Source organism: Verrucomicrobiota bacterium, from assembly GCA_037139415.1.
Taxonomy (GTDB): domain Bacteria; phylum Verrucomicrobiota; class Verrucomicrobiia; order Limisphaerales; family Fontisphaeraceae; genus JBAXGN01.
In genome coordinates this window covers 1-24,985 of the sequence record JBAXGN010000119.1, presented here as the reverse complement: position 1 = coordinate 24,985, position 24,985 = coordinate 1, and the positions used below count along the sequence as shown (strand labels likewise).

Genomic DNA, 24,985 nt, shown 5'->3' with positions numbered 1-24,985 from the left:
TCGGCAACAACGACGAGATCTTCTGGAGTGCGTCCATGCTCAAGCTGAATCTGGCAGGCATCCAGTATGCCGTTGGTGATCTGAAGGCCGACGATGTCGTCGTCGCACACGCCAGTCCCGCCGCCGACAGCCAGGCGAAGGCTGCGGAAGTTAATCCTGCCGCCAACGCAGGATTGAAAGCTCTGTGGTGGAATAACAATTCATTCAGCGGCGAGCCGGTGTTCACGAACTTCGTCACGAAATTCAATCCGGTGCTCGACGGTCCAGCCGCGCCATTTCCTGCGACAATACCGCCGCTAGGACCTGAATTCGTTTCCGCGCGATTCACCGGCACGTTCATTCCGAAAATTTCCGGCGAATATAAATTCGTCTCTAACGCAGACGATTATGTCGCGTTGTGGGTGAACGGCGTCGAAGAAATCGCCTGGTCTGGGCACACCGCCAAGGACCGGTTCTCGGCGCATTCCTTAAAGCTGGTCAAGGATATCCCGCTGGACATCCGCATGGACTATCGGCAGGACAAACTCGGCTACAAGTTGACGCTCCGTCTCGCCCACGAACCCGATGGCGACCAAAGTGATTTCGGCTCGTCCGTTGGCGAGTTCATTCCAACGAACGGGGCGAAAAACCAATGATGCGATCGTCGAGGCAAACATGCACAAATTCATTCTGAACTTAGCGTTCGCCGTGACGATGTTCGCCGCCAGCGTGCAGGCAGTCGAAGGCGAATGGCCGTGCTTTCGCGGACCAAACCACGACGACAAATCCACCGACAAAGGACTGCTGAAAGAGTGGCCGACGGACGGTCCCGCGAAACTCTGGCAGTTCAGCGAACTGGGCAAAGGTTTCTCGACCGTCTCCGTCAGCGGCGGCGCCGTTTACGCCACCGGTGACGTGGAAGGCCAGTTGACCCTCTTTGCCCTCGATGCGCACGGAAAGGTAAAATGGAAAATCGTCCACGACAAAGCGTGGGACCACAACTATCCCGGCGCGCGCTCGACGCCGACCGTGGACGGCACCGTGGTTTACCTCGTTTCCGGTCACGGACTGATTGGCTGTTACCGGATCCAGGATGGCGCTAAAGTCTGGACGCGGACGATGCAAGAACTGGGCGGCAAAACTCCCAACTGGGGTTACGCCGAATCGGTGTTGATTGATGGCCAGATGGCCGTCGTAACGCCGGGTGGCGCAGGCTGCATCACGGCCTTGGACAAGGCCACCGGCCAGACGATCTGGCAGAGCCAGGGGTTCGATGGCCCGGCACACTACAGTTCCTGCGTGCCTTTCAACTTCAACAACGTCCCCATGTTCGCGGCCGGCACTGGCGGTGGAATCTTCTGTGTCGATGCGCGCAGCGGTGCGAAAATCTTCGCGAATCCTTTCAGTGCCGGTAACACGGCTAACGGTCCCTCTCCAGCAGCCGCGGACGGATATGTTTTCTGGGCCACCGGCTACGGCAAAGGCGGTATTTGCATGAAACTCGGGCCAGCCGGAGCCGAGCAAGCTTGGACGACCAAAGAACTAATCTGCCATCACGGCGGCTACCTGATCGAAAACGGTTCTATCTACGGCAACCACGAGCGTGGCGTCGCGTGCTTGGACCTGAAGACCGGCCAGAGAAAGTGGTTCGAGAAAGGCGTTGGCAAATGTTCAATCACCTACGCGGACGGAATGCTGTTCCTTTTCGGTGAAGCGGACGGCATTGTGGGGTTGGCGCCTGCGTCGCCGGAAGGCTTCAAGCTCACGGGCCGATTCAGCGTGCAAGGCACAGGTCCCAGTTGGGCGCACCCGGTCGTCAGCGGCGGACGATTATACCTGCGCTATGACACCAATCTCTACTGCTTCGATGTCAAAGCAAACAACAACGTCCCGATGACTCACCAATGAAAAAGACAATAACCGTAGCCCTTGTAGCATGGAGCGTCGCGCGTGCGGCGCTGGCGGAGCCGGTTCGGGTGTCCGTTGATGCCGGGACCGTGGTCCGATCCGGGATGCACAACGCCATCGGCATCAACCTCGACTATCTGCTGGACAGTGACGCGCAGCGTCCGCCGGGCAGTGCCTCGTTGACCGCAGTGTGCGCCAGCAACGGCTGGCGCTGCCTCCGGTATCCCGGCGGTGAAAAAGCGGACAATTATCTCTGGACCACGCGGAGCAAGGATGACCCGCGACCGATTCGGCCAGAGGATCCGGTCCCCACGCCGCTGGTTCCAAGAACGGCAGACCTTGCCTGTTGGCCGAGTCCGAGGTGGAACCAGGAAATGGTCAACCCGGATCGGACGCTCGTCAAGCCGTTGGGCTTCGACGCCTTCATGGCTCTGTGCGCGGCGGCGCACGCCGAGCCGGTCATTGTGGTGGCGTATGACAGCGCCAAGGAAATCAGCAAACACGAGGAAGGCAACTCCCTGGATGACCTCGTCGCCTCGGCGGCCGCGTGGGTCAAGTACGCCAAGGCCAAAGGTTACAAGGTGAAGTGGTGGGAGATCGGCAATGAAACCTCCGAGAAGCAAGTTCCCGCCAAACAGTATGTGGAACACTTCAAGCGGTTCGCCGAAGCGATGCGCGCGCAGGACCCGGACGCCAGGATCGTCGCGCAGTCCGGCTTGAAGGCGGTGTTGGCTGACGGGTGCGCCAACGCTGTCGTCGCACACAGCTATCCGATGTGGCGATGGGACCTTGGCTATGGCGATTTTCTGGCCGGCAAATCAATCACGAAAGAGTTGGATGATACGCTTCGCCTCACCAAGGGGCATGACAAGGCCGGACAGCCGATCCCGATCCTGCTCACGGAATTCAATGCCACGGACTGGTCAGGCAGTTGGCCTAATGTCAATGACCTGGGCCATGCGCTGGTCCTGTTCGACATGATTGGGCAACAGATGTCCCATCCCGAAGTGGCGCTGACCACTCTATGGAACACGCGTTTCCCCGGTGTGCGCAGTTACAAACCCGCGACCAAGCCCAATCAGGTCGTCAATCCCAAGTTCGAGGACGGAATCAAGGGCTGGAACGACGGCGAAGTGGTCGCCGATGGAACAGCGGGCAAGGCTTTGCGCGTCGCTGACGGCAAGTGGATTTTCCAGAATATAGCCGTCTCGGGCAACGAAACGCACTACTTCTCCTGTTGGGCGAAGGTCACCGACGCCAAGCCCTGGGCCGCGGTTGGAGTTGATTTTGTGGATGCGCAAGAGAAAAAACTCTCATTGAAATTCTTCAGGCCAATGCAGATCACATCCACGAGCGAATGGCGGTTCGTGCATCAAGCCTTCACGGTGCCGGCGTCAGCGAAGACCGCGCGAATCTGGTTCCTCGAAAGCAAGGGCGATGCGAGCCTGTTGATCAAGGACGTATATTTTGATGACGCCTCCATCCCTTCCCAGATGGATATCCTGAATGACAACAATTCGCTGACGCCAACCGGCGAAGGGTTTTCGATGTGGACACGCCACGTCCGCGATAACCTGCTCCGCACCACCGGTTCAGCGGATGTGAACGTGTATGCCACAAGCGATCATGATGGCGTGACGGTTTGGCTGCTCAACAAGCCGCGGCACTCCAGCGACGTGCACCTTGACATCCATGAGATGACAGTGGCCGGGCCTGCCAAGGCGTGGAGGTTTACCGGTGCGAGTTCCGAAGACCTCATGCCACGGACAACGCAATTGCCGGACGTTGCAATCAATGGATCGGCGGCAAGCCTGATCTTGCCGCCCCTGTCGATCACGGTCCTGAGCATTCACCGGCAGTAAAACAAGCGCGACAAAAACCAAATACAAAAAGGGCATGGAGAGAATGAAAATATTAACCATAGCCCTCGCGGCTTTGTGCGTCGTGCACGCGACGTTGGCAAATGAGACAGCGACCGCCAAGCCCGGCGTGGAATCGAAGATACCGGGGATCATGATTCCCGAACTGACCAAGGTCACACCCGAGATCCGCATAGATTACCGCCAAGACAAACTCGGCTACAAGTTGACGCTCCGTCTCGCACACCAACCCGATGGCGAACAAAATGATTTCGGCCCGTCGGTCGGCGAGTTCATTCCAACGAGCAAATGAAATGGTCCTTGAGGTAGACATGCACAAATTCATTCTGACCGTAGCATTTGCCGCGACGATACTCGCCACCGGCCTGTGCGCCGCCGAAGGCGAATGGCCGTCCTTCCGCGGACCAAACCACGACGACAAATCCACCGACAAAGGTCTGCTGAAAGAGTGGCCCGCCGATGGTCCCGCGAAACTTTGGCAGTTCAGCGAACTGGGCAAAGGTTTCTCGACCGTCTCCGTCAGCGGCGGCACCGTTTACGCCACCGGTGACGTGGAAGGCCAGTTGACGCTCTTCGCCCTCGATGCACACGGAAAATTGAAATGGAAAATCGTCCACGACAAAGCGTGGGACCAAAACTATCCCGGCGCGCGCTCGACTCCGACCGTGGACGGCGACGTGGTTTACCTCGTTTCCGGTCACGGACTGATTGGCTGTTACCGGACCAACGACGGCGCCAAAGTTTGGACGCGGACGATGCAAGAACTGGGCGGCAAAACTCCCAACTCGGGTTACGCCGAATCGGTGTTGATTGATGGCCAGATGGCTGTCGTGACCCCGGGTGGCGCAGGCTGCATCACGGCCTTGGACAAGACTACCGGCCAGACGATCTGGCAGAGCCAGGGGTTCGATGGCCCGGCACACTACGGTTCCTGTGTGCCGTTCCACTTCAACGACGTCCCCATGATCGCGGCCGGCACTGGCGGTGGAATCTTTTGTGTCGATGCGCGCAGCGGTGCGAAAATTTTCTCGAATCCTTTCAGCGCCGGTAACTGGGCCAACTGTCCCTCGCCAGCAGCCGCCGACGGATATGTTCTCTGGGCCACCGGCTACGGCAAAGGCGGTATATGCATGAAACTCGGACCGACCGGTGCCGAACCAGCTTGGACCACCAAAGAACTGGTCTGCCATCACGGCGGTTACCTGATCGAAAACGGTTTCATCTACGGCAACCACGAGCGCGGCGTCGCGTGCCTGGACCTGAAGACCGGCCAGCGAAAGTGGTTCGAGAAAGGCGTTGGCAAATGTTCGATCACGTACGCGGACGGAATGCTGTTTCTTTTCGGTGAAGCTGACGGCATTGTGGGGTTGGCGCCTGCGTGGCCGGAAGGCTTCAAGCTCACGGGCCGATTCAGCGTGCAAGGCACAGGTTCCAGTTGCGCGCACCCCGTCGTCACCGGCGGACGCCTCTACCTGCGCTTTGACACCAATCTTTACTGCTTCGATGTCAAAGCAGAATAATGACAACAATCAAAGGACACAGAAATGATGAAAAAGACAATAACCGTAGCGCTCGCGGCCTTGTGCGTCGCGAATATGATGCTGGCAAATGAGCCGACGAGCGACAAACCTTTGTCGTTCGGTAAACATGAAGAGGTCGGTGCAAAAGTGGAGACCGGACCAGCCGGGACCGTGCGCGTCAAATTCGAGTCTGGCAAGACAGATGCCTTGGTGAGGCTGAAGCCGGGCGATGGGACGTGGAATCTTGACGAGGCGGCGGCGGTGCTGGTGGACATTCGTAATCGCGGGGCAAAAGCTGCCGCCCTGATTGGCCGCTTTGATGATTCGAAGTGGACCGGCAGCCTGGTGATTGTGAAGCCCGGCGCAACCGAGACGCTGCAGATGAACATTAAGCGCGACAATCCGCCGAAAGGTTTCTCCTATCGTTTCCCGCACATGTTCGGTCGGCCCGGCGGCGTGCTGTGGTGCTGGAGCATGCCTGATCCCGCCAAGATCAGCGAGCTGACGTTCCTGCCCGCTGGAGATCTGCCGGCGGACGACATCGAGATTGGCAATCTGCGCATAAAGCCGTGGAACTTGCCCGTCGGCAAAGCCGCAGGTCCGCTGGATGACTCGATCTATCCGTTTGTGGATCAATATGGACAGTACATGCACCGGGAGTGGCCGGGGAAGATTCACTCGGATGCGGAGTTGATCGCCGCCCGGCAGACCGAGGAGGCGGATCTCAAAGACCATCCTGGTCCGGCAGAGTGGGACGCTTATGGCGGCTGGGCCAAGGGACCGGCACTCAAGGCAACGGGACATTTCCGCACCGAAAAGGTTGACGGCAAATGGTGGCTGGTGGATCCGGACGGGCATCTATTCTGGTCGCACGGCATCACCTGCGTCGGCATGACCGTCACGAGCAGCATCAAAAACCGCGAACACTTTTTCGCTGGACTGTCGGAAGGCGCAGCCCGCGCGGGTTGGTGGAGCAACATGGATGACATCATCAAAAAGAAGTACGATGGCGACTGGGGCAAGTTCTTCGACCTGGCCCATGCCCGCCTCCGCAATTGGGGCATGAACACCATGGGCATGTGGTCCGATGAGAAGGTCAGCGTCAAGCAACGCCGCCGCACGCCGTACGTGCTGGCGGTCCACTACGGCGGTCCGAAGAAGAAAGGTGGGTTCCCCGACGTGGAAAATCCCGGATTCCGTACCGCCCTCGCGGACGCACTGGCCGGGTTCGCGCGCAAAGGCGCGGACAAGGATCCCTACTGTATCGGCGCCTTCATTGACAACGAACTCCACCCGTGGACCGACGACGACAAGATTGCGGAAACATATTTCTCGACCTGCCAGGAGGAGATGCGCAAAGCCCTACCAAACCTCCTGTACTTGGGTTGCCGGTTCGACTTTCATTACTTCCCCGCAGAAGGACCCAAGGTGCCGGTGCGCATGGCCGCGAAGTACTGCGACGTGGTGAGCTTCAACCGCTACCGTTACACCGCCGACGAGTTGCGCCTGCCCGAGGGCGCAGAGGACAAGCCGATCATCATCGGCGAATTCCATTTCGGCGCCTTGGATCGCAGCCCGCTTCATACGGGACTCGGCAGCGTCAGCTCACAGGCACAACGCGGCGAAGCCTATCGCATGTACCTCCGCACCGCCCTGCGCAACCCGGCGATTGTCGGCGCGCACTGGTTCCAATACGCCGACCATCCAATCACCGGCCGGTTCGATGGCGAAAACTACCAGTGTGGATTTGTGGACACCTGCGACACTCCCTACGCCGAGACCATTGCCGCCAGCCGCGAGGTGGGTGAGACGCTCTACCAGTTGCGCAACAACTCCGCGCTGCCTGCGAGCGGTCATTGATAGCGGTCACGGGCTGTAAAAAATAGATGTCTCATCCGGAGGTGACGCTGACCACCTTGTGGAATACGCGTTTCCCCGGCCCGCATGGCTACAAGCCTGCGACCGGTCCCAACCTGGTCGTAAATCCCAAGTTTGAGGTGGGACTCAAGGCATGAGCAGGGCAAGCAGCTTTCGATCAAATTCTTCAGGCCCGACTGACGAGGCACTGCTGGCGATGGTTCGCCGTGGCTGGTGTGGCGGGAGCGAAGCGTTTAAGCCACAGATGCTGGATTAGACCGGCAATCCCAAACGGGTCCGCACTTCACGCCGGATTATTTTGCAATCCAGAATGGCTTGTTATGCGTGGCGGGCTTCATACATGACTTTGCCGCGCGTCATGACCTCGGTGACAAAGGAGTCGCCCTGCTGCAGGCACCGGGTAATCTCCTCGGTGGCGCGCACCAGAATGTCCACGGGAAAGCCGGCGGAGAGGGGGTGCCTTCCCTCGCAAAGATCCCGCATTATTCATATTTAGTCGTTAAGCCTTGATTGCACTAATCTCGATTCATCGTGGTGTGGAAAGGCCGCGCCACACACTGCCGCCGAAGGTGGTGACGTGGATGTTGGCATCGTTGGCCGCGTCGAACTCAACGCGTTGAATGTTAGCGAATGGCAGTTCGTCGAAGGCCTGCCAGTTTTTCCCGTTGTCGCGCGAGAGCCACAAGCCCGCGCCGGGCGCGCCTTCCGTCAGCGTCATGTAGATCCAGCCATCCTGTCGTGGATGGAAATAACCGCCGAACGTCTGCGGTCCCTGACGACCGATGCGCTGCCAGGTCTGGCCGCCATCCATGGTGAGATACAGGCCGCCGGATTGATCGCCGCGTCCGGCATCCGCCGCGCCCAGCAGGATGCGCCGGCTATCACGGGGATCCACAGAGAAATCCTTGGGATAAAGCAACGGCCGGGAGGCATTGATCTGCTCCCAGGTCTCCGCACCGTCTTTGGAGCGATAGAGGCCCACGCCTTCAGGCGCGAGCGGCTGGCCGGCGGAGGGTCGCCGGGCACAGATGACCGCGAACAGCGTGCCATCGCGATGGCGGATCACCCGATAAACCCGCAGGTTGTCCGGATGCCCCAGCCCCGTTTTCTTGAGCGCCCATGTCTTGCCATCATCGGTGGATTTATAGACACCTTCCTCGAACACCCCGGCATAGAGGGTGCGCGCATTCTTCGGGCTGGTGGGATCAATCACAATGGAAGTGATCGGCTTGCGCGGGAGACCTTCCGTCTCGCTTTTCCATGAAGTGCCAAAATCGCCGGAGAGGCAAACCCCGCCCGGACGGCGGTGACCGTGGCGTTCGGAGATGATGTTGTCGTTCGGAATGTCATGCACATCGGAGAATGCGCCCCAAATCTTGCCGGGAATGGCGGGATCGAACGCCATCTCGTAGCAGGTATTTCGCCAAGGTGACCAGGATTTGGGGTCCCACCAGATCCACGAGCGGCCGCCGTTGGTGGAGCGGGCCATGCCGATATCGGTGTAGCAAATGTACTGACGTTCCGGCTCGAATGGATCGGTGTAGAAGTGCCAGGTGGTCGTGACGACGAGCCCGTTGCAAAGCCAGTTGGAGCGCGGACCGGGTTTTTGGCCGGGTGCCGGGCCCGCGTGTCCGCCGAACCAGTTCCCGCCGCCATCATGGGTGATGTGCGGCTCATTGCGGACCAGCATGACTCGATTGGGATCGCTATTGCAGATGGCCGCGCCAAACGGGGTCTCACCACCCTTGAAGCATTGCCCGCACGCGGCAATCTCCCAGTCCGGCGCGACGTTGTAGATTTTGTAGCGCGGATCCTGAAAATAGGTGGGACGCCAGGTTTCGCCGCCATCGTCGGTGCGGTACACCGTATCACTGTGCGGCGGGAAAAATCCGGTGCTGGTATTCAGGACATACGCCGTGAGCGGCTGGGCATCGGCGGCCAGCATTTGACGGTATTGCGAGATGGGACCGTAGGCGTACTTGTCCGCCTTGGTGGTTTCGAGGTTCAAACCCCGGCCCATGGCCGGCTCCCAGGTTTCGCCGCGATCCCGCGAGCGGTAGAGCCCCCCTTGGAACTGTCCGTTGTCCGCCTTGCTTTGAATGGTGCAGTATAGCAGGACCAGATTCTTCGCCGCATCCGATCCCCCGGCAAAACCCTGGATTGGTTTCCACGGCAGGCCCTGAGTTTTTTCCGTCCACGTCTGCCCATTGTCGTCTGAGCGCCAGACGCCTTTATCCGTCGCCGCGAATAGCGTGCGGCCCTGACGGGTGCGATCAAAATGAAAGCCCAGCACCTGACCCGAAGGTCCCTGGCATCCCGTCCAGGTTTCCCCCGCATCCCGCGAAATCCAGCAACGCCCGGCGCGCGTGCCGGCCAACAGCACTTTCGGATCAGCCGGGTTGATGGCGATCTCTCCGCCCAAGGATTCCCTGAGATTGCCAAGGGCCGCAAAAGTTTTACCCCGGTCGCGGCTGAGCTTCAGCCGTCCGCCCGACGAGGCATAGATGAGCTTCGCATCCGTCGGGTGAAACGCGGGACGACAGGCCGTGTCGCTGTGGAGTTGCGCATGGTGGATCATGCGCCAGTTGCGACCGCCATCATCCGAGAGATAGGCAGCGCTCATGTCGCAATTGAGCATCATCAGGTTCGGGTCCGCCGGAGAGATGGCAGGAGAAAACATGCCGCCGCCACCGGAGATGCCAACCGGTTGCCAATCCGTGGTACCAATGGCTGGGATGGCCGCAGTCAACCCAACCAACCAACACACCGCCAGTCCAAACCGCACCCGCCCGATGCACCCATGAGCGCAAAATACATGCTGAATGGCATTTGGCAGAACGCGCAAAAGGCACGGGATTGATTTCATACTGATAAAGGTGACCTGCTTTTTTCTCTCCGTAAAGTGTCAATTTGTTCAAATTCCAGCCAACGGGGGCATCTGATACTGCCCCCATTCCAGATCCATCCCGTCTGCAACCAAATTCCCGGTGTTGCATTTAGACCAGGTTAACTACAACATTCACAAAACATATATACGTATGCGACGACTCAAATCTGGTTGGTTTGGCCTATGGTTCTTCGTTCTGGTTATGGGTCTTGGCTCTGGCTGGCGGTCTGCTGCGGCCGATGAGGATGCCGCCAGGATTAAACAGTCGCTGGTCAATCCGGGTGATACCGCCCGGGTGCAGCAGGCGCTGGCCAAAGCTCGGCGGGGTGAAGAAGTGACCGTGGCGGTCATCGGGGGTTCCATCACGCAGGGTGCCAAAGCCACCAAACCGGAAAATCGCTATGGCAATCTCATCGCGGACTGGTGGCAAAAGACTTTCCCCAAGGCAAAAATCAAGTTCGTCAATGCCGGCATCGGTGCCACCGGTTCCAACTACGGCGCCTTGCGGGCGCGCCGTGATTTGCTGGCGCAGGAACCTGACTTCGTGGTGGTGGAATACGCCGTCAATGACGGCTCCCTCCAGGCGGCGGCGGAAACCCTGGAAGGGCTCGTCCGGCAAATCCTCACCCAGAAAAATCAGCCGTCCGTGGTGTTGCTGTTCATGATGAACCAGAGTGGCGGCAACGCCCAGGAGTGGCACGGGAAGGTCGGCACGCATTACCGCCTGCCCATGGTCAGCTTTCGCGATGCGCTATGGCCCGAGATCAAGGCGGGCAAACTCAAATGGGAGGACGTGGAAGCCGATCAGGTACACCCCAATGACCGGGGTCATGCCTTCGCCGCGCGGTGCGTCACCGCCATGCTGGATGATCTGCTAAAAGCCTTGCCCGCCGATGCCCAGTTGCCGGCCATCCAAACCGCGCCCGCGCCGTTGTTCAGCGACCTCTTCCAACACACCGCCTTGTTCGAGGCGGAGGCGCTGAAGCCCGCGTCCAACCAGGGCTGGGCCTATGATGCCAAAATCAAGGGTTGGAAAAGTGAACAGCCCGGCAGCACCATCGAATTCGAGATCGAAGGCCGGGTGCTGTACTCCATGCATTTCGTGGTGCGCGGCGCAATGGGCAAAGCCCGCGTGACGGTGGATGGCAACGCCGCCAAAGAGTTGAACGGTTGGTTTGACCAGACGTGGGGCGGCTATCGGCAGAGCAACGAAATCCTGCGGCAACCGGAGTCCGGCAAACACCGGGTGCGGTTTGAGTTATTGGCAGATAAAAGTCCGGACAGCACCGGCCACAGTTTCCGCATCCTTGGCTTGGGGGCGGCCGGAATAGGACCATAATGGTAAACTGTCACCATCAACAAATCTATGAACCTATATGGACGCAATCGTCCTGCGGTGCAAAAAACGCCGGGGCGCAAGCGAGTTTGGAAACTGCTTGTCTTTGTTTTTATTGGTTACGTCCTTTACATTCTTGCACTTGGCCCATTAGTGGCGCTCGATGGGAACGGTTATTTGACTTTCGTTCCAGAGCGAGTCTTCCAAGTCTTGTCTCTGCCTATGCAGCCTCTTATTGGCATTCCTGGATTAAGCCGAGTACTCCGAGACTATTTCGATTGTTGGTATCACGATCCTAATGATCCGTACAGTAGTCCAGACTGGATTTAGAGTAATGCTGATCACAATCAAAACATTCTACTCAGTGAACGCCGCTTCGCTCCCGCATTTTTCTATTTCCCAGGCGGGTCGAATGAGGTAAACCAATACCGTGCAAGTCACTAAACAAACGTTGTATTTATGCATGGGCTCAGCCTGCCATCAGTTGGGCGGGTATCGGCTGCGCCCCATGCTGGAAGAATTGATCCAGCGTTACCACTTGCAGGATCGCGTGGAACTCAAAGGCGCTTTCTGCCTCGATCAATGCGAGCATGGCCGCTCCCTGAAGTTCGAGGAGCGGGTGCTGACCGGGCTGACGGCGGAGAATCTGCCCGAAAAATTCTTCACGGAAATCCTCCCGCGCATCCGGAAAGGTTGATATGGAACCCACCTCAAATCTTTGGAAACTCCTCTGGGATTACGACCCCAACGGCTTGCTGGTGCTGGACAGCGCCATGAACATCCGCCTGGTAAACCAGGCGCTCTGCCGCATGCTCAAGAGCGACGCCCAGGCGCTCGTGGGCCGCAACGCCATGGACATCCTGGGGGACGTGCGCGACTTCCAGCGTGCCTATCAGGAGCACATTGAAATCCTCGGTCAGGAACAGGCGTTCCCTCAGTTTGATTTGTACGTGCGCAAGGTGATTTTCCCCGTGCCCGGTGAAAAAGTGGTGGCCTGCATCTTCGTGGATATGACGCGCGAATGGAAACAGCGCCTGGAAATGAAGGAGCTGAAGCGCCAGGCCATTCAGGAAGTCCGCCAGGTGGTGGACAAGCAGATGAACGTCGCCCAGGAAATCGCCGGCCTGCTCGGCGAAAGCACCGCCGAAACCAAGGTCAGCCTCCTGCACCTGCTGGAAATGCTCCAACGGGAAAACGCATGACCGACGGCCCCACATTTTTTGATATTCACCCGATCAGCCTGCACCGGCAGGGGGAGGAACTTTGCGGTGACCAGGTCAAGGTGCTCCGTGCGCCGGACCGCACCATCGTGGTACTCTCGGATGGCTTGGGCAGCGGCGTCAAGGCCAACATCCTGGCGCGGCTGACCTCGGAAATCATCCTCACGATGATCCGCGCGAATGCGGCGCTGCAGGATGTGATCGAAACCGTGGTGGGCACGCTGCCCAGTTGCAAAGTGCGCCGCATCGCCTACGCCACCTTCATCGTCATCGAGATTCGCCACAACACCGGCCAGTTCAAGGTCATCAATTTCGACAGTCCCAACGCCATTTTCCTCAAACGCGGGCGGCTGCAATCGCTCGAACACCGCACCGAATACGTGCAGGGCAAGGTGTTGAGCATCGCCGAGGGCGTGCTGGATCGCGGTGATTTCCTAGGGATCATCAGCGACGGCATGCTCTATGCAGGCATGCCCAACCTGTATAATTTCGGCTGGGGCTGGGATGGCATTGCCCGTTACCTGGAAGGCGTGGCCCACACCCAGCGCGACTCCGCCGAGGATATCGTCAAGCACACCATGGCGCATGCCCAAGAGTTGTACGGGCAACAGGTCGGGGACGATGCCACCCTGGTCGGCGTGCTGGCGCGGCAGGCCCACCGTCTGATGATCTTCACCGGTCCGCCGGTGGACCCGGCCACGGATGCCACCCACGTTGAGTCCTTGCTGAACTTTACCGGGCGGCGCGTGCTCTGCGGCGGCACCACCGGCAACATTGTTGCCAAGCACCTCGGAAAGGACATCGAGCTGGAACTCGACACCGTACGCCCCGATGTTCCACCAATCGGCAAATTGCCCGGCGTGGATTTGCTCACGGAAGGCATCCTGACCCTGGCCAAGACGCTGGCGCTACTCCAGGAATGCCGTGGACAGGTGGAGCGCCTGCCGGAAGATCGCAACGGCGCGGTATTGCTCGCGCGGGAATTGCTTGAAGCGGATTCCATTTTCTTCCTGGCCGGTGAACGCGTTAATGCGTTCTACCAAAACCCATTGCTGCCCCGCAGCGTCTCCATCCGCCGCAGCGTCCTCACCCAGATTGTGGAGTTGCTGAACAACTACCACAAAGAGGTGAAGGTCACCTGGTGCTAAAGAACAGAATATAGAAGCTGGAAGTTAGAAGTTAGAATTCTAACTCCTAACTCCCGGTTTCTGGCTTCTAACTTCTAGCTCCTAGCTCCTGACTACTGCGAAGCCTACTCCTCCACCTTCTTGCGCCGCGTGTATGCGTGCGTGGCGTGGCCGTAGAATAGTTCGGCCGCTTCCATAAAGGTTTCAGACAGCGTCGGATGCGGGTGAATACAGGCGGCGAGGTCGTGGGCGGTGGCACCCATTTCCACGGCCAGCACCCCTTCGGCAATCAGTTCCCCGGCGCCATGCCCCACCAACCCTGCGCCCAGAATGCGCTCGCTTTCAGGATCAATGATCAGCTTGGTCAGGCCATCCGTTCGATCAAAGGTCATCGCCCGGCCCGAGGCCGCCCAGGGGAATTTGGCGACGGCCACCTTGATGCCTTTGGTGCGCGCTTCTTCTTCCGTCAAACCGCACCAAGCCAGTTCGGGCTCGGTGAACACCACCGCCGGGATGATCACATCGCGGAAAACGCTCGCCTCGCCACACAGCACTTCGATGGCCACGCGCGCCTCTTTGTGCGCCTTGTGCGCCAGCAGGATGCCGCCCGCAATATCCCCGATGGCGAGAATGTTGGGATCGGTGCTTTCCTGGCGTTCGTTGACCTTGATGAATCCTTTTTCGTCGCGTGTCACCTGGGTGTTTTCCAAGCCGATGTCATCGCCGTTGGGCACGCGCCCGACGGATACCAACACGCGGTCGTACAATTCCTCGACGACCTTGCCATCCACGTCCATGACGACCTTGATCTGTTTGCCGACGGTCGCCATTTTCTGCACCCGCGTCTTGACGCGCAGTTCGCGAAAATGTTTTTTGGCAAAGTTGAGGACAGGACGGGCCAAGTCTGGATCAGCGCCCGCCAGAATTTTATCCATGGCTTCCACCACCACAATGCGGCTGCCCAGCGCGGAATACACCGTGCCCATTTCCATGCCAATGTAGCCGCCGCCAATGATCAGCATATCGGCGGGAATATCCTCGAGGTCCAGCGCTTCGCGCGAAGTCATGATGCGCGGATTACCCAAATCGAACGCGCGCGGCAGTGCCGGCTTGGAGCCGACTGCCACAATGGCCTTCTCAAACTCGATGAACTTCTGGCCTTCGGCGGTTTCGACGCGCAGCGTCGTGGAATTTTCAAAATAACCGCGTCCCTGCATCACCGTCACATTGCGCGCCTTGGCCAACGTGGCCACGCCGCCACCGAGACGGTCGAGCACGGAATTTTTCCAGCCGCGCAGCCGCTCCAGATCAATTTGCGGTTCGCCAAAGGTGATGCCGCGGACGGCAAATTCACGGGCTTCAGTCAGCACCTTGGTGGCGTGCAGCAACGCCTTGGAGGGAATGCAGCCCTCGTTGAGGCACACGCCGCCCAGGCGTTTGGACTGATCCACCAGGATCACTTTTTTACCCAGATCCGTCGCGTAAAATGCGGCCGCGTATCCGCCCGGGCCGCCGCCCAGGACCACCAGTTCAGTCTTGATTGATTCCATAAATTACGAAAAAGGCTATGCCCCCAGTTTCACCAATTCTTCCGGGAACGTTTCCAGCGCCTGCCGCAAGTCCACGATGAACCGTGCGGCGCTGCCGCCGTCAATCAGGCGATGATCATACGAGAGCCCCAGCGGCATCAGCGGACGTCCCTCGATTTTGCCATCGGCCGTGATGACTGGCTTCACCGCGCCCTTGCCGATGCCCAGAACGGCCACTTCCGGCTTGTTGATGATCGGCGTAAAATAACCGCCGCCAATGGCACCCTGGTTGGAAATGGTAAAGGACCCGCCCTGCATGTCGGCGGTCGTCAGCTTGCGATCCCGCGCTTTCTCGGCGATCTGGCCCAGTTCCAGCGACAGCTCCAGCAGGCTCTTCTGGTCCGCGTTGCGGAGCACCGGCACCACCAGCCCCGCCTCGGTGTCCACCGCAATGCCGATATGGTGATAGGCCTTCATCACGATCTCCTGGGTGGCGTCGTCAATGCTGGCGTTAAACAGCGGATGCTTCTTCAACGTCTGCACCACCGCAATGATGGCGAAACCGGTAAGCGTCAGGCGCGCGCCTTTGGCTTCGTACGCCGCCGCATACTTTTTGCGCAGCGTGTTGAGCACGGTAACGTCCGCATCGTCGAACTGCGTCACCTGCGGCAGGGTGCTTGTGCTTTCCAACATGCGCTTGGCAATCACCTGGCGCAAGGGCGACATCGCCTTCCTGGTGATCGCGCCCCACTGTGAAAAATCAATGCTCACCGGCGCGGTGACCGCCGCCGTCCGGGCCGGAGCCGACGCGGTGGTGCTGGCGGGCTGCGCCTTGGCCTTTTCAGCCTGGCGAATCAAGCCCTGCACATAACCGCGCAAATCTTCAAGGACAATCCGGCCGCCGTGCTGGCTGCCTTTGATCCGGCGCAGATCAATGCCGAGGTCGCGGGCCAACTTGCGAATGGTGGGGGAGGCGGGAGGCGTAAAGGTGTCATCGGTGCTTTCCAGCGTCGGCACCAGTTCTTCTTCCGGTTCCGGATCGGGGGCTGGAGCGGCGGCGGGTTTGGGTGCGGGAGCCGCCGGACGTTGCGGTGCCGGAGCCGCCTTGGCAGGCGCCGCAGCAGGTGCGGCAGCGGCGCCGCCGCCGGTTACCGTCACAATGACCGCACCGGGAGTGATCTTGTCCCCCACCTTGACGCGGATCTGCTCGACCTTGCCCCCCGCGCTGGCGGGAATGGAGGCCACGGCCTTGCCGGTTTCCAATTCAATGAGGTTCTGGCCGGCGCTGATTTCCTCGCCCTCCTTGACCAGAATGCTCACGACGACGCCGGAATCGGCGCCTTCACCCAAATTTGGCAGTTTTATATCCATACAAAAGCAATAACCTGACGCACCGGCAGGATAACCAAAAGCCCGCCCGGTACGCCAAACAAATTGATAATAAATCCCGAACCCGGTCCGCAGCAATGAATTAGCCTGCGACCGCTCCGAACTACGGCAAATAGTTTAGCATAAAACCGGGTTTTGGCAAAAAGCGCCAGATTTGATATCCTATCGCAATTCGAGCAGCTTACGTAAGGGTGCTATCCCTCACTGCCATGCATCAATAGATTGAGAAGACAGATGGTTAGATGGCCGTTGTTGCTTTTCGACTTTTCAAATACCGCCAAACAACAATGCCAACGCTTCCGAGCCACAGGCCGGCGACAAGGCTGAGGCGAGCTTTTACCTCTGCTACACACCAATCCATGAGCATATAGGGTTGATTACTGACCCACTCAGGCTGAACTAGGCGGACAGGACAACGAGCACGAATAAAGTCCGCATCTGTTCCTGAGTGGAGCCCATTAATATCTACGAAACAGGAACAGTAGGCTGCCACCACAGCCAATACGGTTACGAACAAAAGGCTTAGTAAAAAAGGTGCTTTTCGCATGACATAGAAAGCATAAGTAGTGAACAAATTGTGTCAACCAGAATGACGGAACGAATGAAACAGCGACTCATTCTCCTCGAATTTCGGTATCAGCTCCCCATACGTTATCGAAATACCAACTGAACAGCGGCCGGGTCAGATCGCATTGGAACCCGCGAGCCAATGGTTGGTAAAAGCGCGGCCACTCTCTTGGGTTCTGGCGCGTCATCGCCTTCATGATGGGCGGGGCAGTAAGCACGTAAAGCACTGCGATAATAATCGCAAAACCAAAGTTCAACTTACGTTTTGCATAAAAATAAAGTGATCTATTTTCCATGGTTCATCGTACTATCGCTAAAGATTTGCTGGATGCCGCCAGAGAATACCCGGTTGGCCAGCCTCAGCCTTCCGCTTTTTCCGCCAGTACCGCCAGGCGGCCCAGCACCCGGCCATAGAGGCCCGGTAACTTTTCGGAAACCGCCCCGCATTGCATCAGGGCCATGATCCATTGGTGTTCATGCTGGCCGTCGGCCCGCGCAAACTCGGCCAGGCTGAGTTCGCCTTGCGCATGACTGAACGGATATTTGACGGTCCCCAATGCCTGTTCCAGTTCGGTCAGGTGCGCCCGTGCCTTGGCGGCCAATCCATCCAGCACGTGGGTTACTTGTCCGGTGCCATTGTTCTTCTGGCAGGCATCCAGCAATTGTTTCAGGGTGTACCCAAGCCGCTCCAGTTCCAGCACGCGCGGCATGAGCGGACCCAGCACCGCCAGTACCCGCACCAATTGTTGCGCTTCCAGCACGCCACCCGGCAGGCCCGCTTTTTCCGCCACTCCCGGTGTGGCGAGCCATTGCAGCGCGGCGACCAGTCGGCGGTGGACCGTGGCTTCCAACGGCTTCAGGCGCTGGGCCACCGGCTGCTCGTCCTTGCAGGCGTTGAGTTGAAGCTGGATGGTTTCCGCCAGCGTTTTGCCCGGCAGTTTGAATTCGGTGTCTTTGATGGTCAGCCCCGCCTGTTGCGCATGTTGATACAGGGTGGCCACCCGGACTTTGCCGTAGGCCTCCGCGTAGGCTTCCATCGCGGCTTTGGCTTCCGCCCGTTGCGCTTCGGCCTGCTGCCGGCACTGGGTGAAGGCCTGCCGGGCCAGATCGGGATTGGGCAGCGGCATGACTTCATGTTCCTGCAACGTCAGCGGGCGCAGCACCGAAAACAGGCCCATCAGGTAACGGTCAGCCGCCTCGTAGCCTTGTTGTACCTGGCTGGTTTCGCGCAGCATTTCGTCGGTGGACACCAAGGCTTCCGGCTTGAAATCCTCTTCCAACATCTGCCGGTAAAAGTGTTGGGTGACGCCCTGGGCCACCCGCGAATACTCGGTGAACAGACTGGTCGCGGGCGCCTCCGTCTGGATGAGGCCAGGCTGGTTCATCGCCTTGGCCTGGGCGATGCGGGCGGCGTCGCAAGGATGCGTGTCAAGCATGCCGGTCTTGCTGACCGCCTGGCTTTCCTCGATCTTGGCCAGGATATCGCCGGACACCTCACGGGATTTTTGCAGCGCGAACGCGGGAAAATTGTCCGGCAGCCGTTTGCTCTGCCAGCTTTGCCGCAAATGTTGCATGCCCAACTGACTGCCCACCCCCAGCAATTGCAGTTTGCGCGCCGTGGCAATGAACGCCTCCGTGCCCGCCACTTTCACCTCGTAGCTGTCCGCATCGAATTCCATCTGGCGCAGCATGAAACTGCTGATCACGTTGCCGAGCATCATCAGCACCCAAAGCACCTTGCGGGTCAACCACACGCAGCCCCGCGCGGTGTAGAGGATGAGGCCGAGGCGAATATCGGTATTGCGCGAATAATCCGCGAGCTTTTCATCCCAGGCATCGCGCTCATACACCACGCGGGCAAACCAGAAGCTGACCGAGCGAATGACATAGGTCAGCCGCATGCCGCCGCCCTGGGCGAAGTGACCAAACTCATGCGCCAGCACGCCCCCCAATTCCCGCTGACTCATGCCGCTGGCCAGCGGCAACCCGATGGTCAGCACCAGATCATTTCCGAACAGGCTCCAGAGGCCACGCCGAAAACTCGCCGAGGCATTTACCTGGCAATCCAGGTCCACCCGCGAGGGCAGCGGCGCCCGCACCTGCCGGCAAATCTGGTCAATGAAATCAAACAACCCTGGCTCCTCCTCCCGTTTGACGGAATAGGAATCGGGGCGTTTGGGTGGGCGGGCAAAGAGCGGCTTGATCATGAAAAGCACCATGACCACTCCCACCACAATCGGCGTGAGGTACACCAGCCATCCGCCCCGGTTGGACATCCATTGAATATGGTTCACGGCGTGCCAACCCACCAATGTGCCGGTCGCGGCAATCAGCCCGACATACACCGCCGGCAGCAACACCATGACGATGGCTACGATCACCAGCCCCAACCGGTACGTGCCCGAAAGCTCGGTGGGTTGGATCGTGCCTGCAAAAATGGATGCCATTCTTCCGGAGGTGGTGGCGGTTATTTTTGGCGGCGCATTGTTCATGGATTTAATTCAAGGGTACTCCGTGTGCCTCGTCATGGGGTCATGCCCGTCCCTTTTGGCGCATCCAGATTAAGGCCACCATGCCGACGAGCAGCAGGCCGCCGACCGCGTAGGTTCCCACGTTGGCCGATTGCGGAGCCAGACGGAGCGCGGTCGCACCCAACGCCGGGCCAGCACATATCCCGGCCCCGATGGCGGCTTCATGCAATCCACCGTGGGCGCCTTGGGATTCCTGGCCGACATCCATGGAGTAAAAGAGCGAGGAATAATAAATCAACCCGGTGGACGCGCCAAAAAACACTTGGGCCACAATCACCAACCACAAATCCCGGGCCAGCAACAAAAGAAGGAAGCCGGCAATCAAACCAACATACGAGACGATCAAATAGCGGAACCGATAATGCCAGCCGGTCCAGCGCCATAATACCAAAAAGGCCAGGAACCGCGTAAAAAACCAGATGGAACAAAAAATGCCGCTCCACGTGGGCGAAAGCCCGAACCGCCGGGCCAGGTCTGGGATGATGGCCAGCAGCGTGTTGATGGCGATGTACGCAAAGGGGTTGGCCACCCAGGCCATTTTCAAAAACGCCTCGGGCTTGATGCCTTGCGCGCTGGCAGCGGCCTCGGGATGGTGGGGATGGGACGTCGTGGGCGCGGGTGATGGCTGTTCGCGCGCAATCTGGCGGGTCAGCCAAACCAACAACCCCAATTGGCCGATGTGAACCGCCACGGGCAGCCAGTACAGGCTTTGCCGGCCCAATGTTTCAAAAATTGCGCCGCCAAAGAAATAGCCCAGCCCCGCCATGCCGGCCCAGACGAGGTTGTAAATGCCGATCATGCGCGGCAGGCCGGCGTCATCTTCACCTTCACTGACGAGCGCCTCCAACGCCGGCCAGGTAAAGCACATGGAAATCGTCCAGACCAGCAGCATCGCAATCTGGCAGGGCAACGCGGGCAGGAATGAGGCGATGGCCAGCGCCAACGCCATGCCGCCAAAGCCTACGTACAGCGCCGTGATGCGCCCGTGCTTTTCCGCAAAGCGTCCCCCGTACCAGGCCGCAAAAATGTAAATCAGCCCATGCACCGCCCCGACTGTCAGGTTTTCCCGATTGCCAAAATGAAAGGCATCCCGAAACAGGAATAGGAGGTAATTAAAGAAATACGAAGTCACGAAGGCATTGACGCCTTCGAGCACAAAAAATCCTGCTTTTACCCGTTTCATTTCCGACCGCCGAGAGTGCGGACTCTCCGCGCTGGAATCAAGCGGAGTTTTTAGCGGATACTCTATAAACACTATTGACATTGTAATATATAGTGCTACCTTACCTCAAGTTGAACGTATTTAAAACGTGTTTATGCCATTGTTATTGAACAGATTAGGACATAAAGATAGCCGTGCGACCACGCGCCGAAGCTTGGAAAATATCCTGGCTCCGCTGGAGCAATTGGCGGTGCATTCGGTGAATTTGATCGCCGAGCAAGGCACAAAGTTTGAAAGCGCCGGGCAGACGTATGAGTTGCCACGTTATCGGTTTATTGGCCCGCGCGGCGGTGGGGACCCGATCCGGATTGGGCTCTTTGCCGGGATTCATGGAGATGAAACAGAAGGGATCCACGCGCTGATTCAATTCATCAAATTGATCGACGCCAAACCGGAGTTGGCCACAGATTATTGCCTGTTCCTTTATCCAGTGTGTAACCCGACTGGATTGACGGACAACACCCGGCTCTCCCGCAGCGGCAAGGATTTGAACCGCGAATTCTGGCAGCAGTCCGCCGAGCCGGAGGTCAAAATTCTGGAGGCCGAACTTACCACGCATACGTTCCAAGGATTGATTTCATTGCATACGGACGATACCAGCGACGGATTTTACGGATACGCCCATGGTGCGACCTTGACCCAATATCTGATCGAACCAGCGTTGCAGGCGGCTGACCAGTTTGTGCCCCGCAACGGGAATCGGGTCATTGATGGCTTTAACGCGCGCAACGGCATTATTCGCGACGGGTTTAAAGGCATCCTGCGAGCGCCGCCGAACGCCCGCCCGCGCCCCTTTGAACTGATCCTGGAAACCCCGAAATATCCGCCGGAATTCTTGAAAGAATCCGCGCTGGTGACAGCGCTGCTTTCCATTCTGTCCGAGTACCGCAAGCTGGTCGCGTTTGCGCCGAATTTGTGAGCGCGGATTATTTTGCGTCTTCCCGGATTTGGGATTAACCTGTGCGCGCATGAAATCAGAAGATCAGGCAGGATTCAGTACCCGCTCGGTGCATGAGGGCCGGGGGTTTTCCGGCACGACCGGCGCCGTGATGCCGCCGGTGTTTCTCACCTCGACGTTCCAGACGGGCAATCCGGACGGGTTTGATTACACCCGCTCGGGCAACCCGAATTTCCGTTTGCTGGAGCGCAGCCTTGCGTCGCTGGAGAACGCGCGGTTTGCGACGTGTTTTGCCAGCGGGGTGTCGGCCATCACGGCGGTGGTGTCCTCGCTCAAAAGCGGCGACGTGGTGCTGGCCGAGGAGAATGTCTATGGCTGCACGTACCGGCTGTTTGACAAGGTGTTCGCCAAGTTTGGATTGCGGGTGCGGTATGTGGATTTGAGCCAGACCGCCAATTGGGAGGAAATCCGCAAGGAACGCCCCACGCTGGTATGGCTGGAGAGTCCCACCAATCCGCTGTTGAAAGTGGTGGATATTGCCGGGATCAACGCGGTGGCGGCGGAAGTCGGCGCGCCGGTGTTGGTGGATAACACGTTTGCGTCGCCGTATCTTCAACGTCCGCTCGAACTCGGTGCCACGCTCTCGCTTTCCTCGACCACCAAATATATCAACGGGCATAGCGACTGCCTGGGCGGCATTGTGGCCACGAACGATCCCGCGTGGCAGGAGCGCATGATTTTCGCGCAAAAGGCGCTGGGGCTGCAACCCGGGCCGTTTGATGCCTGGCTGACCACGCGCGGACAACGCACCCTGGCGCTGCGCATGGAGCGCCATTGCGCCAATGCCCTGGAGCTGGCCGGGTGGCTGGAAAAACATCCGCGCGTCCGGCGCGTGCGCTATCCGTTCCTGCCCAGTCATCTGCAATACGCGTTGGCCAAACGCCAGATGAAAGCCGGCTCCGGCCTGTTCATTGCGGAACTGGATTGCTCGCTGGACACCACCTTGAAGTTCTGCCGCAGCCTGCGCCTTTTTACCATGGCCGAGAGTTTGGGCGGGGTGGAAAGTCTGATTTGCCATCCGGCCTCGATGACCCATGCCTCGGTGCCGCCAGCGGTGCGCCACCAGGTGGGTATCAGCGACGGCCTGATTCGTTTTTCCGTTGGCATCGAGGACGTGGATGACCTGCGGCGGGATTTGGAGCAGGCGTTGAAATTTTAATTTAATGGTTGTCGCTGCCCGCCGGTTTTCCGCATAGTTCACCCATGCGATCCATGACGGGATACGGCCGCGGCGAATGTTCGCGCGACGGCTACAAAATAACGGCGGAACTGAGTTCGGTGAACCGAAAACAATCCGAGGTCTCAGTTCATTTACCGCGCGAGCTGGAGGTGTTGGAGGCCCAGGCCCGCGACGTTATCAATCGCGCCATTTCCCGTGGAAAAGTCACGTGCCGAATCGGATTTCATCCTGGGGAGAATGGCACTACGGCCCGGGCGCGCCTGAATCTGCCCCTGGCACGCGCATACGCGAAGGAACTATCCCGGCTGGCCAAGGAATTAAATCTGTCGCCCGTCATCCCCGTTGAAATCGTTGCCCGCATTCCCGGTGTGCTGGAGTCGGAGCTGGACGCCTCGGATGCCGAATCGTTCTGGCCAGCGGTGGATAAGGCGTTGCAGGCGGCGTTGGGCGCGATGCTCAAAATGCGTGATAGCGAGGGGGGCCATCTGGCGGGCGATCTGGCCAAACGCATTGGTGGCATGAAAAAATCCGTGGCGCGCGTGCAGAAACAGGCGCCCCAAGTCATGAAGCGTTACCGGGAGCAACTGCTCGAACGCCTCCGCGCCGCCGGCTTGGCCTCGCTCAATCCAGACGATGAACGCCTGCTTAAGGAAATTGTCCTTTTTTCTGATCGCTCCGATATTTCTGAAGAATTGGCGCGTCTGCAAAGCCACTTCAAGCAGTTTGATGATTGTGTGAAAAGCAAGGAGCCGGTTGGGCGCACGCTGGATTTCCTCGCGCAGGAAATGAACCGCGAAATCAACACCATCGGCTCCAAGGCCAACGATGCGCTCATTTCGCGCGAGGTGGTCACCCTCAAGACCGAGTTGGAAAAATTCCGTGAACAGGCCATGAACGTGGAATGAGCGCGACCGTCACCCCCTTGTTAATCGTCATCTCGGCGCCGTCCGGCGCGGGCAAGACCACCTTGTGCAACGGCGTGCTGGCGGGCGATGCCCAGGTTTCCCGCGCCATCACCTGCACCACGCGCGCGCCACGTCTCGGCGAGCAACCCGGCGTGGATTATTACTTCCTTTCCGTGGCGGAGTTTGAGCAGCGGGCCGCCGTGGGTGAATTTCTGGAGCACGCCACCGTTCACGGCAACCGGTACGGCACCTTGAAGGTGGAGGTTCTGAATCGCTTGCGGGCGGGCCGCGATGTGCTGTTGAACATTGACGTGCAGGGGGCCGCCAGTATCCGCGCCGCCGCGAGCCGCGAGCCCGAGTTGGCGCGCGCGCTGGTGAGTGTGTTCCTGACCACACCGTCGCTTACCGAATTGGAGTCACGCCTGCGCAATCGCAACCAGGACGCGCCGGAAGTGATTGAACGCCGGGTCAAGGTGGCGCGGCAGGAACTCGCGGAGTGGGTCCATTTTGATTATTTGATTCTAAGCGGAAGCAAAGACGAGGATCTGCGCCGAATGCAGGCCATCCTCGTTGCGGAGCGTATCCGCCAAACCCGTGCCCTGCCGCCGGTCTTCTGAGCCGGCGAAGGGAGAAAGATAAGGAGGATGAACTGGGTGAGCGGCCATGATGCTGGGCGGGAACCCTTATCCACCCGAGGTTACAAACCAGCACTGGATTGGATTTCCCCAACCCGGAGAATTGACAGAAAGCCGGGCGCGAGGGGCACAGGGCGCGACCACCGGAAACGTGGAGAAAGGGGAACGCACTCCGGAGCGGGTGCCAGAGAATACTTCCGCTATTTGCCCAGCAGGGTTTTGCGCATCAGTTCGGCGGTTTTGCGTTGCTCACCTGTCTCCTCTCCCTCGGGGAGAGGACTGGACTTTGGCAAAAGTCAGAGGTGGGCAGGAGTCCTTTTCAAGGGTTCGGCAT

Annotated in this window: 22 protein-coding genes; 15 read left to right on the top strand and 7 right to left on the bottom strand. The window is 58.9% G+C overall.

Annotated features, from left to right (window positions below; translation table 11 throughout):
* From WCO56_19415 to WCO56_19385, 7 genes are all read left to right on the top strand, one after another.
* On the top strand, positions 1 to 635 hold a 635-nt coding region (locus WCO56_19415; protein MEI7731750.1), incomplete at its 5' end, for a PA14 domain-containing protein.
* A 19-nt stretch (positions 636 to 654) separates the two neighbouring features.
* Positions 655 to 1,887, top strand: a complete 1,233-nt coding sequence (locus tag WCO56_19410) for a PQQ-binding-like beta-propeller repeat protein (GenBank protein ID MEI7731749.1) — start codon at positions 655 to 657, stop codon at positions 1,885 to 1,887.
* Complete coding sequence (locus WCO56_19405) at positions 1,884 to 3,749, top strand: hypothetical protein (protein ID MEI7731748.1); 1,866 nt, start codon at positions 1,884 to 1,886, stop codon at positions 3,747 to 3,749. Before WCO56_19410 ends, WCO56_19405 begins: the two co-directional genes overlap by 4 nt.
* A 43-nt stretch (positions 3,750 to 3,792) precedes the next feature.
* Positions 3,793 to 4,059 (top strand): hypothetical protein, encoded by a 267-nt coding sequence (locus tag WCO56_19400; protein ID MEI7731747.1) that lies wholly within the window; start codon positions 3,793 to 3,795, stop codon positions 4,057 to 4,059.
* 19 nt (positions 4,060 to 4,078) lie between these two features.
* The gene (locus WCO56_19395) at positions 4,079 to 5,287 is read left to right on the top strand and encodes a PQQ-binding-like beta-propeller repeat protein (protein ID MEI7731746.1); all 1,209 of its coding nucleotides are present in this window, start codon (positions 4,079 to 4,081) and stop codon (positions 5,285 to 5,287) included.
* Positions 5,288 to 5,311: 24 nt separating this feature from the next.
* On the top strand, positions 5,312 to 7,147 hold the full coding sequence (locus WCO56_19390; protein MEI7731745.1) for a hypothetical protein: 1,836 nt from the start codon (positions 5,312 to 5,314) through the stop codon (positions 7,145 to 7,147).
* 26 nt (positions 7,148 to 7,173) lie between these two features.
* Positions 7,174 to 7,302: a hypothetical protein gene (locus WCO56_19385; GenBank protein ID MEI7731744.1), complete on the top strand. Its 129-nt coding sequence runs from the start codon at positions 7,174 to 7,176 to the stop codon at positions 7,300 to 7,302.
* Positions 7,303 to 7,483: 181 nt separating this feature from the next.
* On the opposite strand, the gene WCO56_19380 is transcribed toward WCO56_19385, so the two are convergent.
* Together WCO56_19380 and WCO56_19375 are read right to left on the bottom strand one after the other, a co-directional pair.
* Positions 7,484 to 7,648 carry a hypothetical protein gene (locus tag WCO56_19380; GenBank protein MEI7731743.1) on the bottom strand — a complete coding sequence of 55 codons (165 nt, stop codon included), beginning with the start codon at positions 7,646 to 7,648 and terminating at the stop codon, positions 7,484 to 7,486.
* A gap of 43 nt (positions 7,649 to 7,691) precedes the next feature.
* On the bottom strand, positions 7,692 to 10,031 hold the full coding sequence (locus tag WCO56_19375) for a hypothetical protein (GenBank protein MEI7731742.1): 2,340 nt from the start codon (positions 10,029 to 10,031) through the stop codon (positions 7,692 to 7,694).
* Positions 10,032 to 10,203: 172 nt separating this feature from the next.
* Between WCO56_19375 and WCO56_19370 the strand changes: the two genes are divergently transcribed.
* The 4 genes from WCO56_19370 (at position 10,204) to WCO56_19355 (ending at position 13,756) form a co-directional block, all read left to right on the top strand.
* Positions 10,204 to 11,391 carry an SGNH/GDSL hydrolase family protein gene (locus tag WCO56_19370; GenBank protein ID MEI7731741.1) on the top strand — a complete coding sequence of 396 codons (1,188 nt, stop codon included), beginning with the start codon at positions 10,204 to 10,206 and terminating at the stop codon, positions 11,389 to 11,391.
* Between the two features lie 427 nt (positions 11,392 to 11,818).
* Positions 11,819 to 12,085 carry a (2Fe-2S) ferredoxin domain-containing protein gene (locus WCO56_19365; protein MEI7731740.1) on the top strand — a complete coding sequence of 89 codons (267 nt, stop codon included), beginning with the start codon at positions 11,819 to 11,821 and terminating at the stop codon, positions 12,083 to 12,085.
* 1 nt (position 12,086) lies between these two features.
* Entirely contained in the window at positions 12,087 to 12,590 is a 504-nt protein-coding gene (locus WCO56_19360; protein MEI7731739.1) for a PAS domain-containing protein, read from the top strand.
* Positions 12,587 to 13,756 carry a SpoIIE family protein phosphatase gene (locus WCO56_19355; protein ID MEI7731738.1) on the top strand — a complete coding sequence of 390 codons (1,170 nt, stop codon included), beginning with the start codon at positions 12,587 to 12,589 and terminating at the stop codon, positions 13,754 to 13,756. Before WCO56_19360 ends, WCO56_19355 begins: the two co-directional genes overlap by 4 nt.
* 104 nt (positions 13,757 to 13,860) lie before the next feature.
* Here the strand turns inward: WCO56_19355 and lpdA are convergent, their stop codons facing one another.
* The 5 genes from lpdA to WCO56_19330 all read right to left on the bottom strand — a co-directional run bounded on the left by lpdA (position 13,861) and on the right by WCO56_19330 (position 21,015).
* Complete coding sequence (gene lpdA / locus WCO56_19350) at positions 13,861 to 15,285, bottom strand: dihydrolipoyl dehydrogenase (GenBank protein MEI7731737.1); 1,425 nt, start codon at positions 15,283 to 15,285, stop codon at positions 13,861 to 13,863.
* Between the two features lie 15 nt (positions 15,286 to 15,300).
* Positions 15,301 to 16,635, bottom strand: coding sequence for a 2-oxo acid dehydrogenase subunit E2 (locus WCO56_19345; protein ID MEI7731736.1), 1,335 nt, complete (start codon positions 16,633 to 16,635; stop codon positions 15,301 to 15,303).
* A gap of 632 nt (positions 16,636 to 17,267) precedes the next feature.
* The gene (locus tag WCO56_19340) at positions 17,268 to 17,516 is read right to left on the bottom strand and encodes a hypothetical protein (protein ID MEI7731735.1); all 249 of its coding nucleotides are present in this window, start codon (positions 17,514 to 17,516) and stop codon (positions 17,268 to 17,270) included.
* A gap of 63 nt (positions 17,517 to 17,579) precedes the next feature.
* Entirely contained in the window at positions 17,580 to 19,712 is a 2,133-nt protein-coding gene (locus tag WCO56_19335; protein MEI7731734.1) for a M48 family metallopeptidase, read from the bottom strand.
* Positions 19,713 to 19,752: 40 nt separating this feature from the next.
* A complete protein-coding gene (locus WCO56_19330; protein ID MEI7731733.1) occupies positions 19,753 to 21,015 on the bottom strand; it encodes an MFS transporter in 1,263 nt (420 codons plus the stop codon).
* A gap of 52 nt (positions 21,016 to 21,067) precedes the next feature.
* On the opposite strand from WCO56_19330, the gene WCO56_19325 reads away from it, so the two are divergent.
* The 4 genes from WCO56_19325 to gmk are packed head-to-tail and all read left to right on the top strand — an operon-like array spanning position 21,068 to position 24,633.
* Positions 21,068 to 21,892: a succinylglutamate desuccinylase/aspartoacylase family protein gene (locus tag WCO56_19325; protein ID MEI7731732.1), complete on the top strand. Its 825-nt coding sequence runs from the start codon at positions 21,068 to 21,070 to the stop codon at positions 21,890 to 21,892.
* A 49-nt stretch (positions 21,893 to 21,941) separates the two neighbouring features.
* Positions 21,942 to 23,090 (top strand): PLP-dependent aspartate aminotransferase family protein, encoded by a 1,149-nt coding sequence (locus WCO56_19320; GenBank protein ID MEI7731731.1) that lies wholly within the window; start codon positions 21,942 to 21,944, stop codon positions 23,088 to 23,090.
* 44 nt (positions 23,091 to 23,134) lie between these two features.
* Positions 23,135 to 24,016, top strand: coding sequence for a YicC/YloC family endoribonuclease (locus tag WCO56_19315; GenBank protein MEI7731730.1), 882 nt, complete (start codon positions 23,135 to 23,137; stop codon positions 24,014 to 24,016).
* Complete coding sequence (gene gmk, locus WCO56_19310) at positions 24,013 to 24,633, top strand: guanylate kinase (GenBank protein ID MEI7731729.1); 621 nt, start codon at positions 24,013 to 24,015, stop codon at positions 24,631 to 24,633. The genes WCO56_19315 and gmk overlap by 4 nt, the downstream gene beginning before the upstream one ends.
* Positions 24,634 to 24,985 lie beyond the last annotated feature (352 nt).